This is a genomic window from Erwinia sp. V90_4, assembly GCF_029967685.1.
In the GTDB taxonomy this organism is placed as follows: domain Bacteria; phylum Pseudomonadota; class Gammaproteobacteria; order Enterobacterales; family Enterobacteriaceae; genus Erwinia; species Erwinia aphidicola.
The window spans coordinates 48,991-62,597 of sequence record NZ_JASCAQ010000065.1; the positions used below are offsets into that span (position 1 = coordinate 48,991).

Sequence of the window (13,607 nt, forward strand, 5' to 3'; positions counted from 1 at the left end):
CTGTACGCATCAGCCATCGCGGGCCGTGCAAGGCCCGCGTTCAGATTAGCGAAACACGCTGACTGCCTCTACCAGACGGCTGGCCTGGTTTTTCATACGCTGCGCCGCCTGCGCGCCTTCGCTGACCAGCGCGCTGTTATCGTGCGTCAGGCGGTCGAGCGCTTCTACCGCCTGCCCGACCTCGCCCAGCCCGGCGCTCTGCTCGGCCGTTGCCACGCTGATCTGCTGCAGCAGTTCGGTGACGTTCTGCACCTTATCGACAATATCGCCGATCGCCTTGCCCGCTTCATGCACCTGCCCGGCACCGGACTCCACCTTGAGATTACTGGCGGCAATCAGTTGGCGGATCTCACTGGCTGCACCGGCGCTGCGCTGCGCCAGGCTGCGCACTTCTCCGGCGACCACGGCGAAGCCTTTGCCCTGTTCGCCGGCACGCGCGGCTTCCACCGCCGCATTCAGCGCCAGGATATTGGTCTGGAAAGCGATGCTGTCGATCAGGCCGGTAATGGTGGCAATCTGGCGCGAGCTGGCGGCGATCTCATCCATTGTCACCACCACGTTCTGCATCACCTCACCGCCCTTCACCGCCGCGTTGCTGGCGGTATGCGAGAACTGATTGGCCTGCTCGGTACTCTCGCCGTTGCGCTGCACCGTGCTGGTCATCTGGTTCATGGTGCTGGCCGTCTGCTGCACGCTAGCTGCTGTCTGTTCGGTATGGCTGTTGATCTTGTCGTTACCGCGCGCCAGCTCGTCGCTGGCGCGATGCACGTCGAGTACCTGATCGCTGACGTCTTTAATCAGCCAGCGGAACATCAGGCCCAGCTGCCCCACCGCCCGCAGCGTCATACCGATCTCATCAACCCGGTTGAGGTGCTCAACCTGCGAATTAGCGCCGCTGGCCACGTCCAGCGCCTGGCGACAGACGGCAGCCATCGGGCGGGCAATCTGGCTTTGCAGCCAGGCATCCACCCCCAGCGCGATCAGCACCGAAAAGGCGCTAAAACCGGCCAGCGCCGTGCCCTGCAGCCCGGCGACTGCCGCCGCCGCCACCAGCGGTAGCCACAGCGCCAGCACCGCGCTATGAATGCGCCAGCGCAGTGACAGCGTTTTCAACAGGGAGAGCGGACGCAGCCAGCCCGTGCGCAGCAGCAGGCCGCGATGCAAATGCCAGCCCTTGAGCCGCCCCTGATTCATCTTCTGATACAGCTGCTCGGCGCCACGCACCTCTTCGGCGCCGGGCTTAACCCGCACCGACATATGGCCGAGGATTTCGCCATTGCGGATCACCGGCACCACGTTGGCGCGCACCCAGTAATGGTCGCCATTTTTACGGCGGTTTTTCACCAGCCCGGTCCACGGCAGCCCCTGTTTCAGGGTGCTCCACATATCGGCAAAGGCGGCTTTTGGCATATCGGGGTGGCGTACCAGATTATGAGGCTGACCGTCGATTTCACTGCGATCGTAGCCGCTCACCTCAATAAACGCGCTGTTAGCGTAGGTGATGTAGCTGTCGGCATCGGTGGTGGTCATCAGAGTGGTATCGTCGTCGAGCAGATGCTCCTGCTGGGTTACGTGCTGATGGGTTTGCATATAACGACCTTGTTATGATTGTTTGGATCCTGCAGCAACTTGCCTGCACTATGCTAAACCATCGGCAGAATGTGGCGAAAACTTTAACAATTCTCACCAGATTTATGCGCAAACGCCTCACGCAGCCAGTGAATAAAAGCGCTGACGGCACGCGGCACCTGAGCCGACCACGGGCGCACCACGTACAGCATCTCGGCAAAGGCGCCCACCGCCTGCCACTGCGGCAGCAGCTGCACTAACGAGCCATCCTTTAGCGCCGCTTGCGCGCTGAAGTCCGGCAGCAGCGCAATGCCCAGCCCTTCCAGCGCCGCATCGCGAATCGATTCACTGTTGTTGGTGGCAAACGGCCCGCTGACGTTCACGGCTGTCTGTTCGCCCCCGGCCAGCGGCTGAAAACGCCAGCGCGGCGCTTCCACGCCGCGCGGATAGTAAAGGCAGAGGTGTTCACTCAGGGCATGCGGGCTGGCGGGATGACCGAAACGTGCCAGATAGGCCGGAGAAGCCACCACCACGGCGCGCGTCGGGCACAGCGGCAGCGCGACATGGGTTTCCGGTAAGGTGGTGCTGTGACGAATAGCCAGGTCAAACCCTTCGCTGGCCAGCGATACCAGGCGGTCAGAAACTTCCAGCTGCACGCGCACCTGCGGATGCTCGCGCAGGAAAGCGGTGATATGCGGCACCAGCTGCTGGCGGGCAAACGCCACCGGTGCAGTCACGCGCACCATCCCGCGCAGCGGTCCGGCAGAGTCGCGCACGCTGAAAAAACTTTGGGCAATCTGTGCAAAGGGCGCGCGCAGGTCATCCACCAGCTTTTCCCCGGCGCTGGTCAGGCGCAGGCTGCGCGTAGTGCGCGTCACCAGCGGTACTCCTGCCAGCTGCTCCAGCTCTTTGATCTTCTGCGACATCGCCGCCTTACTGACCTCCAGCCGATCTGCGGCTGCGGTAAAACTGCCCTGCTCGGCCAGCACCGTCAGCCAGTGCAGATGCGTCCACAGCGCATCCGTCTTCAGCTCTTTCATTTTCATTGTTCACTATAGTAAATAATCATTTCAAGCATAGCGCTTTTTCCCGCCGCGCATCAGGGTTAAATTGCCCCCGTTGACAGGCGATACTGCCTGCCTCACTAAACAATGACCAAGTCGGGGTATCTATGCCGTTACTGCAATTCGATGTCATTCAGGGCCGTTCAGAGTCCGAGCTAAAAACCCTGCTGGATGCCGCCCACCGTGCAGTCCTGACGGCGTTTAACGTGCCAGCGCGCGACCGCTATCAGATTGTTCACGAGAATAAAGGCTACCAGATGGTGTTCGAGGATACCGGCCTGGATCTGCCGCGTACCGATAATCTGGTGATGGTGAGGGTGTTTACCAGCCCGCGCAGCAGCGAGCAGAAGCAGCTCTTTATGGCCGAACTGTGCCGCGAACTGGAAGAGAGCTGTGGGATCCTGCCGACTGATGTGATGATGACCTTTATCACCAACGACAAAGGCGACTGGAGCTTCGGCAATGGCGTGGCGCAGTATCTGACCGGCGAGCTGTAAGCAGTAGCAGAAACTCCCCGGCTGGCCGCCGGGGAGTGCATAACGATTAGAAATCGTAACGCAGACGCACCAGGTTCATATCACCCAGGTTGTCGGTGCTGGAAGTAAACACGTGTTCGTAGTCAACACGGAAGCCGTAATCCAGCTTGAAGGTCACACCCAGGCCGTTATCGATGCGCTGGTAATCACGCCCCGACACGTACTGCAGGCGGTCGCCCATAAAGTACGGCATCACCGACTTCAGACCGTATTGACCCACCGGCACGGTATAACCGGCCAGATACTCCACGCCCCACGCATCACCGGCGAAGTAGTTGTGAACATCGGCTTTTTTGGTGGTCAGGAAGTTGTCGTACCAGCCGCCGCCCACGGTAAAGGTCCAGTTATCCGGCGTCCAGCTCAGCGCGGTACCGAAAATGTTCTGGTCGTAGGATTTGTCATCGCCATTGTTGCGGTTACGCATATCTGCGCGGGTGTAGTTCCACGCGGTGCCCCAGGTCAGATCCTTCGCGATGTGGTAATCCACGCCCAGCGATCCGCCGCCCTGACGCTTGTAGCCGAGGCTATTGCCATTGACCAGGTAGTCATTGTCGGCAAACAGGTAGGAGGCATACACATCCGCGTCGCCGAAGGTATTTTTGTACTTCAGCATCTTGCGTGAACGATAAGAGCCATCGTAGTCACCGTTAATCCCGTTACCCGGTGCCTGGGCCAGCATGTCGTAGTCCCAGATATCGGTTTTCGCGCCGACCACATCGTAATAAACGCTGTTCTGCTGGCCGAAGGTCAGCGTACCCCAGGTTTTGCTTTTCAGGCCGGTGTAGAGCATGCGGCGGGTGGTGTTGTGCGCGCCCGGGGCGTAGTGGTTATCCCAGTCGAACACCGCCGGGATATTGACGCCCAGCTCGTAGTAGCTGATCCAGCTGATATCATCAAACAGATAATAATCAGCGGCAAAGCGGAAACGCGAACCGCCGTCAAAACCATTACGACGGTAGGCGTTGCTGCCATCGTTGCCGGTCAGGTTGTTGAACTGTGGACGAATACTGCCGCCCACGGTGAAGTTCAGACGGCTCAGCGGGTCGCCCGCCTGGGGATCTTGTTTAAGCAGGGTAATCTCAGCATTAGCAGCAAAAGAAGCGCTGCCAACAATCAGCCCCAGACCAATGGCCTGAGTTAAAACACGCATTTTAGTTAACATTATGTAGCCCTGTGTAATATTGCCAAATATAACGGCGAGATATTAGCCCGAAATATGTGACATTTAGTTCATCTGCATGACGATTTTGTGCGATTTTGCGCACGAAGAGATTAAGCAAATATTTCATTATGTTTTTTTATTCACACAAATTATCAAATTGTGCGGTATTTATTGACCGTGCCTAAACAAAAGCCAAATAGTTTTCAGAAGTCATAGCGCAGGCGAAACAAATTTAAATCACCAATGTGGTCATTGCTGGAGCGAAACACATGCTGATAGTCAAAACGGAATCCCTTGTATAAAAAGAACTCCACGCCCAGGCCATTCTCACGCTGGTAGCGCTCACGATGCTGCCCGGCACGCAGCTGGGCACCAAAGTAGATCGGCATGATGCTTTTCAGCCCGTAGCGATTTACCGCAAAGTCCCGCCCGATGAAATAGCTCAGCCCCCAGGCGCGGGTGGCAAAGTAGCGCCGCAGCGGTCGGCCGGCCAGAGGGGTAAAGTTACGGAACCAGCCGCCGGTCGCCGCCACCGTCCAGTGCCCTGGCTTCCAGGAGAACCCGGTTCCCAGGATCTGCTGATCAAAGCGCTTGCGCTGCTGCTGTGCATCACTCATGGAGGCGCGGGTACGGTTCCACGCCAGCCCCCACGACAGCCGGGGTGTTAAATGGTCGTCAATCCCCAGTGACTGACCATCATGCCGCTTGTACCTTGCGCCACGGCTGTAGTACGGATTGACCGGGAAAAGATAGCTGGCGTAGAGATCGACGGGGCCGAAATGTTGCAGGTAGTTGAGCGATCGGCGGGCGTGCCAGGAACCATCGGCATTTGCCTCCATCCCGTTCTCCACCGGCTCGGTGTGCATATCGTTGCCCCAGATATCGGTTTTAGCGGTCACCACCTGGTAATAGATACTGTCGCGGTGGCCCCAGGTGAGTTCGCCCCAGCGCTGACTGCGTACCCCGGCAAACAGCTGTCGATTACTGGTGTTGCGCGCCCCTTCAGCATAGTGTCCGTGCCAGCCGATCAGCTCAGCGCTATTCACCCCTGTTTCCGCATAGCCCACCAGGCTGAAGTCGTCATCCACCTGATAGCGCAGATGGAAACGCAGGCGCGAGCCGCCATCAAACAGGTTGCGCTGATAAGAACCGCGATCTTTACCGCCCATCACATCATAGATACTCATACGGATATCGCCGCCGACGCGTAAATTGAAGCGGCTTAGCAAGCTGCCCCCCTGCGGATCGGCCCTGAGCAGGGTGATCTCAGCCCGGCATGAGGTGGAAAAAAGTAGCAGCAGCAGCGCGGAACGACACAGGTGAAGCGTGCAAGCGAGTTTCATCATTACCCTCCCTGAGTAGACCACTCCCCCGGCGGGGAGCAGTTTTCACGAAATGCGCAATCATAAAAACGCCTGATTCTTAGCCGGGTTTTATCCCTAAATGTGAACCCCCCCGTTTCTGCATAGCGAGATTGCAAAAATTTGGCGCAATTAACATTTTTGCAACATCGTTACGGCTTTTTGTGGTTTTTAAATGAAAAAGATGCTGACTCGCCATTTATGTGAGCTAAATCCTAATTTTGAGATTATTCCCTCCTGCACTCACTCATTAATTATGTTTAAGATACTTCGCGCCAAATGCGGGCTATTCGACTGTCTGGTCATGGCTGAGTGAGGGTGGCTTCGCCTGTAGCAATGAAAAGCAGCGTCAAATAGCCTTATCGCCCGCAAACAGCAGATTGAAAAAAGTCATCATTGCGTCACGCAAAGTTAAACGAAAGGTAAACGGCGGGGTTCCTGGCGTGGGCACTATCACATTTTCCTGTCCCCCCGGTTGGTTGCCAGAGATAATTCGCTGCGTTAAATTAATCCGTTGAACTTAATATTTTCTTTTCGCAGGCACCTGACAGGGATTGCGTCACATACAGGGTAAAATTGATCCGATGGTTTCAGAATGGTTATCACTCCTATTTTTTATCGCTTCTGTATCACTTTACACATGGAAGGCAGGACGCCATAAGCTGTGGTTCTCGGCGGTGCTGGTACTGCTGGGCGTCTACATTGTGCTGAATGCTTCACTGCTGGCGAGTAATTATTTCACCGGTGAAGGCATTAACGATGCGGTTATTTATACCATCACCAGCAGCCTGAGCGGCGCCGGGGTGCAGAAGTATATTCTGCCAGCGGTGGGGCTGATAATAACGTTATTACTGCTATTCCTGTTATTATCCTGGGTATTACGACTGCGTAAAAACCATAATTACAGCAAATTATATAGCCTGCTGGCATTGGTGCTTGCCGTACTCTCGATCAAAACCACTCCGGCTTATCAGCAGGTCACCAATTTAATTAAGTCACAAATGACCAAAGGCGACTCGGATTTTTACAGTCATTATCAGGTGCCGGGAAAAAGCTTACGCGGCGATCGCCCTAATCTGGTGTATATCTACGCCGAAAGCCTGGAACGCACCTATTTTGATGAGCATGCGTTTCCAAAACTGGCACCTGAACTGAACGAAATTAAAAATAACTCGCTGGACTTCAGCAATACTGAACAGCTGCCCGGCACCGAATACACCATTGCCGGTATGGTGGCCTCACAGTGCGGCATCCCGCTGTTTGCGCCGTTTGACGGCAACGCTTCCAGCTCGCTGTCGACCTTCTACCCGCAGAATGTCTGCCTTGGCGATATCCTGAAATCTTCCGGTTATCAGAACTATTTCTACCAGGGTGCCAGCCTGAGCTTCGCGGGTAAGGATCTGTTCCTCTCCTCGCACGGCTTTGACCATATGTACGGTTTTAAAGAGCTGGCTGGCGTGGTGAAAGACCCGAAATATCGCAACGACTGGGGCTGGTATGACGATACCGTGCTGGAGGTGGTGTTTGACAAATATCTGGAGCTGGCGCAGAAAAACCAGCCGTTCTCGCTGTTTGCCCTGACCGTGGATACCCATCATCCGGATGGCTTTATCTCCCGCAGCTGCCAGCGCAAGTCTTATCCGTTTGACGGCAAAGAGAATAAATCCTTCGCGGCGGTTGCCTGCGGCCAGGAGCATATTGCCAGACTGATTGAAAAAATCCGCGCCACGCCGTATTTCAAAAACACCATTATCGTGGTCAGCTCCGACCATCTGGCGATGAACAACACCGCCTACAAATATCTCAACCAGCACGATCGCCGCGATCTGTTCTTTATGCTGCGCGGCGATGACGTCAGCAGCAAAGTGATTTCGCTGAAGCGCAACACGCTGGACAACGGCGCCACGGTGCTGGATGCGATGGGCGGCGATAACTTTATCGGCCTGGGGCGCAGCAGCCTCTCGTCCACCTCCCTTTCCGCCACCTATCTCAATATCAAAGAGAAGATCAACGAGTGGAAGCCGGACGTGATTTCGCTGTGGAACTTCCCGAAAGCGATCTCCGACTACAAAATTGATAGCGAGAAAAATACCTTCAGCTTCTCTGGCGCCCACTTCAAGCTGCCGCTGTTACTGTCAGTGATGCCAAATAAGATTGAACCGAAGCTGGATGCTTACCTGGCGACCCCGCTGAAACAGCAGCTGGCAAGATTCGCCCCCGACGAGAAGTTTGTCTGGATCGATCGCTGCTACAAAATAGGCAGCGTATGGGATGACAAGCTGATAATGAACAACGGCCTGTGCGTGGCAAACGGTACGCTGAATGCGCACCCGACCATTATTCAGGTTAAACCGGGCAACACGCTGGGGAAAATCACCTTTAGCAAGGGTGAGCAGAGTGACGATCGCTATCAGCGCAGCCTGACGCGCCTGAAGATAGCCGACGCCGACCTGAAATACGCCTCGGACAGCATTCAGTTCAATCTGCCTGGCCTGCCGCAGCAGGTGCAGAAAGTGTCCGGCCTCTCTTATGCTGAAAACTGGGGGCGCTGGTCGGATGCCAACCTGCTGCCGGATGTCACCATCCAGTATCTGGAGCCTCTGCCAGCTAAGTTTGCGCTGACGATGAGCGCCCGCGCCTTTGGCAATAACAGCCTGCGCCCGGTGCAGGTCAGAGTCGGTGACTGGCAGCAGCAGGTGACCTTCGGCGCGCAGGACACCACGATGACGCTGCAGGTGGATAACCCGTCACGGGCGCGCAGCATCGTCATCACGCCGCCGGAGCCGATTGAAACCAGTGAAGGTACGGTAGATGGTTTTGCGGCACGTAAGCTGGGTATAGGGCTGGTCAGCCTGAAGGTTACGGCTCAACCCTGAGATTAAGGTGGCCCCGGCATGCGCGGGGCCACCCTGACTTTATAGTGCCAGCTCAACCTGGTAGTTTTCCATCCAGCGATTCAGGCCTACCACCATCTCCAGCCCGACGCGAATATCCATTGAGCTGCTGCTTCCCATCGGCAGCGCTAACTTATCTTTGACCTGTTTATCATCCAGCAATGCCCGCACGGGCGCATCCTTATCCGCCATAATCGCGGACGTCAGCTCGCGCAGTGCCTGCTCGTAAGCCGGATCCTGCGTGGAGGGATAAGGGCTTTTCACCCGTTTAACGATCGACTCGGGCAGCAGGTCCTGACCCGCGGCACGCAGGATACTCTTCTCACGACCGTCAAAGCACTTCATCTCCCATGGAATATTGAACACATATTCCACCAGCCGGTGGTCGCAGAAAGGCACCCTGACCTCCAGCCCCACCGCCATACTCATGCGGTCTTTACGATCGAGCAGGCTGCGCACAAACCGCGTCAGGCTCATATAGCTGATTTGCCGCATACGCTGATTGGTCGGGCTTTCACCTGGCAGCAGTGGCGTCTCCCGCTGTGCCTGGGTGAAGCTGTCGTGCAGGAACTCATCAATATGCAGCTGCTGCAATAAACTGGCATCCAGCAGCGTTGTACCATCAAAATACTTACCGGAACCCTGTGCCAGCCACGGGAAAATCTGGCCCTGCACCGCCTCGACATCGTGGAACCAGCGGTAGCCACCAAACACCTCATCCGCTGACTCCCCGGATAGCGCGACGGTGGAGTGATGGCGGATCGCCTCGAACAGCAGGTAGAGTGACGGCCACATATCTCCCCAGACTACCGGCGGCAGATCCAGCGCGCGGATAATCTTGTCGCGCAGTTTGCAGTCGGCCATGCTGCGGCTATCAAGCACAATTTCACCGTGCTGTGAGCCGATCATCGCCACCAGATCGCGTACGAAGGGCGCATCGGGCGTGCCGCGTAGCTCGTCCTTAACGAAATCAATGCCGTGTGAACGAAAATCCACTGAGAACGAGCGAATATTCTCTCTCCCCTGGGACAGCAGCTTTTTTGAGGCCAGCGCGGTGATGAGAGAGGAGTCCAGCCCGCCGGAGAGCAGGCTACACAGCGGGACATCGGCGACGATCTGCCGCCCGACGATATCATCCAGCAGCTCGCGCGTATGGGCAATTGTCTGCTCTAGCGTATCGGTATGCTCCATCGCCTCAAGCTGCCAGTAGCGGTGATATTGTTTTCCGCGTCTGGAAAAGTGAATCATCTCACCCGGCAGCACTTCATATATTCCCTTAAATATCGCCTGCCCGGGCGTTTTAACCAGCTTGAGTAATTCACGCAGTCCATCGGCATCAACCCTGGCCTTTACCAGCGGATTTGCCAGCAGGGCTTTAGCTTCTGAACCAAAAATAACCCCATCCTCAGTGGGAAAATAATAGAGCGGCTTCACCCCCATGCGATCGCGTACCAGCAGCAGGCTCTGGCGGCGGATATCCCAGATAGCAAAGGCAAATATGCCATTAAGCCGTTGGACAAAATCATTGCCCCATTGCAGCCAGGCACGCAGCACCACCTCAGTGTCGCTGCGGCTAAGGAAGCGCTGGCCAGCTGCTTCCAGTTCTGCGCGTAGCTCTTTGAAATTGTAGACTTCTCCGCTGTAAGTCATTACTGCCTCCAGATTGCCGCGATTGCCGGCCATCATCGGCTGGGCACCGCCGGCCAGATCGATAACCGACAGCCGCCGATGCCCTAACCCTACCGGCCCGTCAATCCATAGCCCGCCTGCATCAGGGCCGCGCAGCGCCATGGTATCGGTCATGTTTTGCAGTACATCTCGTTGCTGCTGCATTTGGCGACTAAATGACAACCATCCTGTTATTCCACACATGAAAAGCTCCTTTTAATTGCACAATAATTTGCCTGTTAATATGTAGCGAAAAAAAATCAAATAGTCCTGCCGGAGCAACTTAATTAGTAAAAGCATGAAGTAAAAAGGCAACAAAACATTAAAAATATATCGAAGTTTATTTAATGACAAAAATGGCTTATTCGATTTCAATTACAATTATGGACGTCTGGCGAGTTAATTATTTTTTTGATAAAAAAATGAACAGGCATGACACTTTTTTTTACTCAGGAAAGGCTTGCAGTTAGGACCAGAAAATCTACTATGAAGCGGTCAATCATTCACTTACAGGGATGCACGCCCGTTGAAATCTTCGCTCTATGCTTTTCTGCTGCTTCCCGCCCTAGCTCTGCCACTGCTGAGCCAGGCGCGAACCACGCCGGACCCGCTGCTGGCTTCGCAGACCGTCGAACGCTACGCCGATAATATTTTCTACAATACCAAGGCCAGCGGTATGGCGATGGTAGCGATTGATGCCAACCAGCGGGTGTTCGTCAGCCGCGGTTCCGTGCGCCCCGGCAGCAGCCAGCGGCCACAAAAAGATTCGCTGATCCGCATCGCCTCGCTCAGCAAGCTGATGAGCAGCGAGCTGATGGTTAAACTGGCCGAAGAGGGGCGCTTACAGCTCAATGACCCACTCAGCAAATACGCCCCGCCCGGCAGCCGTGTACCGAGCTACAACGGCCAGCCTATCCGCCTGATCAACCTGGCCACTCACACCGCCGCCCTGCCGCGTGAACAGCCCGGCGGCAAAGCAAACCGTGCGGTATTTACCTGGCCAACTTACAGCCAGCGCTGGGCCTGGCTGCGCAGTGCACAGCTAAAATATGCGCCGGGCGAACGCGCCGCTTATTCGAACCTGGGCTTTGACCTGCTGGGCGATGCGCTGGCGCGCGCGGGCGGCAAGCCCTATCCCGCGCTGCTGCAGGAGAAGATCACCCGACCGCTGGGAATGAAAGACACCACCTTTACCCCTTCTCCTGACCAGTGCGCACGCCTGATGATCCCGGCGAAAAGCCCAAGCCCGTGCAACAACTCGCTGGCGGCGATTGGCAGCGGGGGCGTATACTCAACGCCTGACGATATGGGCCGCTGGATGCAGCAGTTCCTCTCCTCCGACGTTCACACCCGCAGCCCGCAGGCTGACCGCCTGCAGACCATGATCTACCAGCGCGCGCAGTTGACCAAAGTCGACGGCATGGACGTGCCGGGCCGCGCCGACGCGCTCGGCATGGGCTGGGTCTATATGGGGCCGCGTGACGGCCGACCGGGCATTATTGAAAAAACCGGCGGCGGCGGCGGCTTCATCACCTATATGGCGATGGTGCCGCAGTACAGCGTGGGCGTCTTTATCGTGGTAGCCCGCTCAGCAGAGACCCGCTTTACGCCAATGAGCGATGGGGTCAACAACCTGCTGACCGAGCTGATAGGTAACAGTTCTGGCAGCGCACAGCTTGCCGCCAGCATTATGGCGCAGTGATATCCTCATCCTCTGCGCGATCCGTCGCCACCGACCGTTGGCGGCGGATCAGATTTTCTCTTGGCAGCAGGCGCCCCCGCCTGTCGTAGTACCGCGTTGGCCAGATGTCCGCCGGATGCTTGCCTAACGCCACTGCAATAATAAACTCCCCTTTCGGCCAGGGCCGCTTCAACGCATTGCCCAGCGTTCCCGAACTCAGCCCAACCTGGCGCGACAGCTGCGCCAGGGAGATCCCCTTTTTCTTAAATGCCGCAATGATATCGGCCGGATGCATATCTTTTCTTTTCATCGCTCCCTCTGCTGCTGGCTAAACTCCTGAGTCTGTAAAATTAACACTAAGTATAACTTAGTACAATTTGCATAAGCAGCTAAGAGAATCCTGTTACTTGTTAACGCATCAGGATCGCCATGCTGTCACACCGTTTAAAGGAAGCCCGCCTGCGTAAAGGGATCTCTCAGCAAAAACTCGGCGTGTTGGCCGGGATTGATGAAGCGACCTCCAGCGCGCGTATGAACCAGTACGAACGCGGCATTCATGTGCCGGACTTCGAGCTGGTGTGCCGCCTTGCGTCGATACTGAACGTGCCTTCCTGCTATTTCTACACCGTTGAAGATGAGCTGGCCGAGCTGGTGCGCCAGTGGTATTTACAACAGCACCCAGAGTAACGCCTGCGCTTTACCTGCCGCGATAACCCCTCTTACTCCTCCTGCTTATATCATGTGCTTTTTTAGCCTGGACTGCGCCGTTGACTCAGCGGCGGATTCACGGATAGTGGTTAGCTTTCTACCTCTTTGTATTTAAGGACAAATAACGTGAAACTGCCTGTACTTACCGCCGCGGCACTGATGCTGGGCATGCTGCTGAGCGGCTGCGATCAGAAAAGCGCCGACGCGCACCATATTAAGGTCGGCGTGATTAACGGTGCCGAGCAGGACGTGGCCGAAGTGGCAAAAAAAGTGGCGAAGGAGAAGTACGGGCTGGATGTGGAACTGGTTGGCTTCAGCGGCTCGCTGCTGCCTAACGACCCGACCGCGCATGGCGACCTCGATGCCAACGTCTTCCAGCACCGTCCGTTCCTTGAGCAGGACAACAAAGCCAAAGGCACCACGCTGGTCGCGGTCGGTAACACCTTCGTCTTCCCGATGGCGGGCTACTCGAAAAAGATTAAGCAGGTCAGCGAATTAAAACAGGGCGATACCATCGCCATCCCTAACGACCCGACCAACCTGGGCCGCGCCCTGCTGCTGCTGCAAAAAGAGCAGCTGATTACCCTCAAGGCGGGCACCGGCCTGCTGCCGACCAGCGCCGATATCACCCGCAACCCGCTGCAGCTGAAGATTATGGAGATTGAGGGCGCGCAGCTGCCGCGCGTACTGGATGATGCCCAGGTCGCCGTGGCGATTATCAGCACCACCTACCTGCAGCAGACCGGGCTGAACCCGGTGCGCGACAACGTGTTTATCGAAGATAAGCAGTCGCCTTACGTCAATATTATCGTGGCGCGGGAAGACAACAAGGATGCGCAGAACGTGCAGGATTTTGTGAAGTCGTATGAGTCGCCAGAAGTGGCCAAAGCAGCGGAAGGGATCTTTAACGGCGGCGCGGTGCCGGGCTGGTAACAGTAGATGCGTTCTGTAACTGGGCAGAACG

At 56.3% G+C, this 13,607-nt stretch carries 11 protein-coding genes; 5 read left to right on the forward strand and 6 right to left on the reverse strand.

Annotation, left to right across the window (positions count from 1 at the left end; translation table 11 throughout):
* Nucleotides 1–45: 45 nt before the first annotated feature.
* Entirely contained in the window at nucleotides 46–1,590 is a 1,545-nt protein-coding gene (locus QLG07_RS20405) for a PAS domain-containing methyl-accepting chemotaxis protein (protein ID WP_282470052.1), read from the reverse strand.
* An 83-nt stretch (nucleotides 1,591–1,673) separates the two neighbouring features.
* Nucleotides 1,674–2,609, reverse strand: a complete 936-nt coding sequence (locus QLG07_RS20410) for a LysR family transcriptional regulator (protein WP_282470053.1) — start codon at nucleotides 2,607–2,609, stop codon at nucleotides 1,674–1,676.
* Between the two features lie 131 nt (nucleotides 2,610–2,740).
* On the opposite strand from QLG07_RS20410, the gene QLG07_RS20415 reads away from it, so the two are divergent.
* Nucleotides 2,741–3,130, forward strand: coding sequence for a tautomerase family protein (locus QLG07_RS20415; RefSeq protein ID WP_048914560.1), 390 nt, complete (start codon nucleotides 2,741–2,743; stop codon nucleotides 3,128–3,130).
* A 46-nt stretch (nucleotides 3,131–3,176) separates the two neighbouring features.
* Here QLG07_RS20415 and QLG07_RS20420 read toward each other — a convergent pair whose 3' ends face one another.
* The gene (locus tag QLG07_RS20420; RefSeq protein ID WP_099754275.1) at nucleotides 3,177–4,331 is read right to left on the reverse strand and encodes an autotransporter domain-containing protein; all 1,155 of its coding nucleotides are present in this window, start codon (nucleotides 4,329–4,331) and stop codon (nucleotides 3,177–3,179) included.
* 203 nt (nucleotides 4,332–4,534) lie between these two features.
* Complete coding sequence (locus QLG07_RS20425) at nucleotides 4,535–5,677, reverse strand: porin (RefSeq protein WP_282470054.1); 1,143 nt, start codon at nucleotides 5,675–5,677, stop codon at nucleotides 4,535–4,537.
* Nucleotides 5,678–6,276: 599 nt separating this feature from the next.
* Between QLG07_RS20425 and opgB the strand changes: the two genes are divergently transcribed.
* Nucleotides 6,277–8,568, forward strand: coding sequence for a phosphatidylglycerol--membrane-oligosaccharide glycerophosphotransferase (opgB, locus tag QLG07_RS20430; protein ID WP_048914555.1), 2,292 nt, complete (start codon nucleotides 6,277–6,279; stop codon nucleotides 8,566–8,568).
* Between the two features lie 39 nt (nucleotides 8,569–8,607).
* Here the strand turns inward: opgB and asnB are convergent, their stop codons facing one another.
* Nucleotides 8,608–10,458, reverse strand: a complete 1,851-nt coding sequence (gene asnB / locus QLG07_RS20435) for an asparagine synthase (glutamine-hydrolyzing) (RefSeq protein WP_282470055.1) — start codon at nucleotides 10,456–10,458, stop codon at nucleotides 8,608–8,610.
* Between the two features lie 322 nt (nucleotides 10,459–10,780).
* On the opposite strand from asnB, the gene ampH reads away from it, so the two are divergent.
* The gene (gene ampH, locus QLG07_RS20440) at nucleotides 10,781–11,956 is read left to right on the forward strand and encodes a D-alanyl-D-alanine-carboxypeptidase/endopeptidase AmpH (RefSeq protein WP_048914554.1); all 1,176 of its coding nucleotides are present in this window, start codon (nucleotides 10,781–10,783) and stop codon (nucleotides 11,954–11,956) included.
* On the opposite strand, the gene QLG07_RS20445 is transcribed toward ampH, so the two are convergent.
* Nucleotides 11,943–12,245, reverse strand: coding sequence for a helix-turn-helix transcriptional regulator (locus tag QLG07_RS20445; protein WP_187497443.1), 303 nt, complete (start codon nucleotides 12,243–12,245; stop codon nucleotides 11,943–11,945). The genes ampH and QLG07_RS20445 overlap by 14 nt on opposite strands.
* 119 nt (nucleotides 12,246–12,364) lie before the next feature.
* Between QLG07_RS20445 and QLG07_RS20450 the strand changes: the two genes are divergently transcribed.
* Entirely contained in the window at nucleotides 12,365–12,622 is a 258-nt protein-coding gene (locus QLG07_RS20450) for a helix-turn-helix transcriptional regulator (protein ID WP_048914552.1), read from the forward strand.
* Between the two features lie 147 nt (nucleotides 12,623–12,769).
* Nucleotides 12,770–13,576 (forward strand): lipoprotein NlpA, encoded by an 807-nt coding sequence (gene nlpA, locus QLG07_RS20455; RefSeq protein ID WP_253537465.1) that lies wholly within the window; start codon nucleotides 12,770–12,772, stop codon nucleotides 13,574–13,576.
* The last annotated feature ends 31 nt before the right edge of the window (nucleotides 13,577–13,607 follow it).

Coding starts and splice junctions, on each gene's coding strand:
- QLG07_RS20425 (WP_282470054.1), bottom strand. CDS start 5,677: ATGATGAAACTCGCTTGCACGCTTCACCTGTGTCGTTCCGCGCTGCTG.
- QLG07_RS20410 (WP_282470053.1), bottom strand. CDS start 2,609: ATGAAAGAGCTGAAGACGGATGCGCTGTGGACGCATCTGCACTGGCTG.
- asnB (WP_282470055.1), bottom strand. CDS start 10,458: ATGTGTGGAATAACAGGATGGTTGTCATTTAGTCGCCAAATGCAGCAG.
- QLG07_RS20405 (WP_282470052.1), bottom strand. CDS start 1,590: ATGCAAACCCATCAGCACGTAACCCAGCAGGAGCATCTGCTCGACGAC.
- QLG07_RS20415 (WP_048914560.1), top strand. CDS start 2,741: ATGCCGTTACTGCAATTCGATGTCATTCAGGGCCGTTCAGAGTCCGAG.
- QLG07_RS20445 (WP_187497443.1), bottom strand. CDS start 12,245: ATGAAAAGAAAAGATATGCATCCGGCCGATATCATTGCGGCATTTAAG.
- QLG07_RS20420 (WP_099754275.1), bottom strand. CDS start 4,331: ATGTTAACTAAAATGCGTGTTTTAACTCAGGCCATTGGTCTGGGGCTG.
- opgB (WP_048914555.1), top strand. CDS start 6,277: ATGGTTTCAGAATGGTTATCACTCCTATTTTTTATCGCTTCTGTATCA.
- QLG07_RS20450 (WP_048914552.1), top strand. CDS start 12,365: ATGCTGTCACACCGTTTAAAGGAAGCCCGCCTGCGTAAAGGGATCTCT.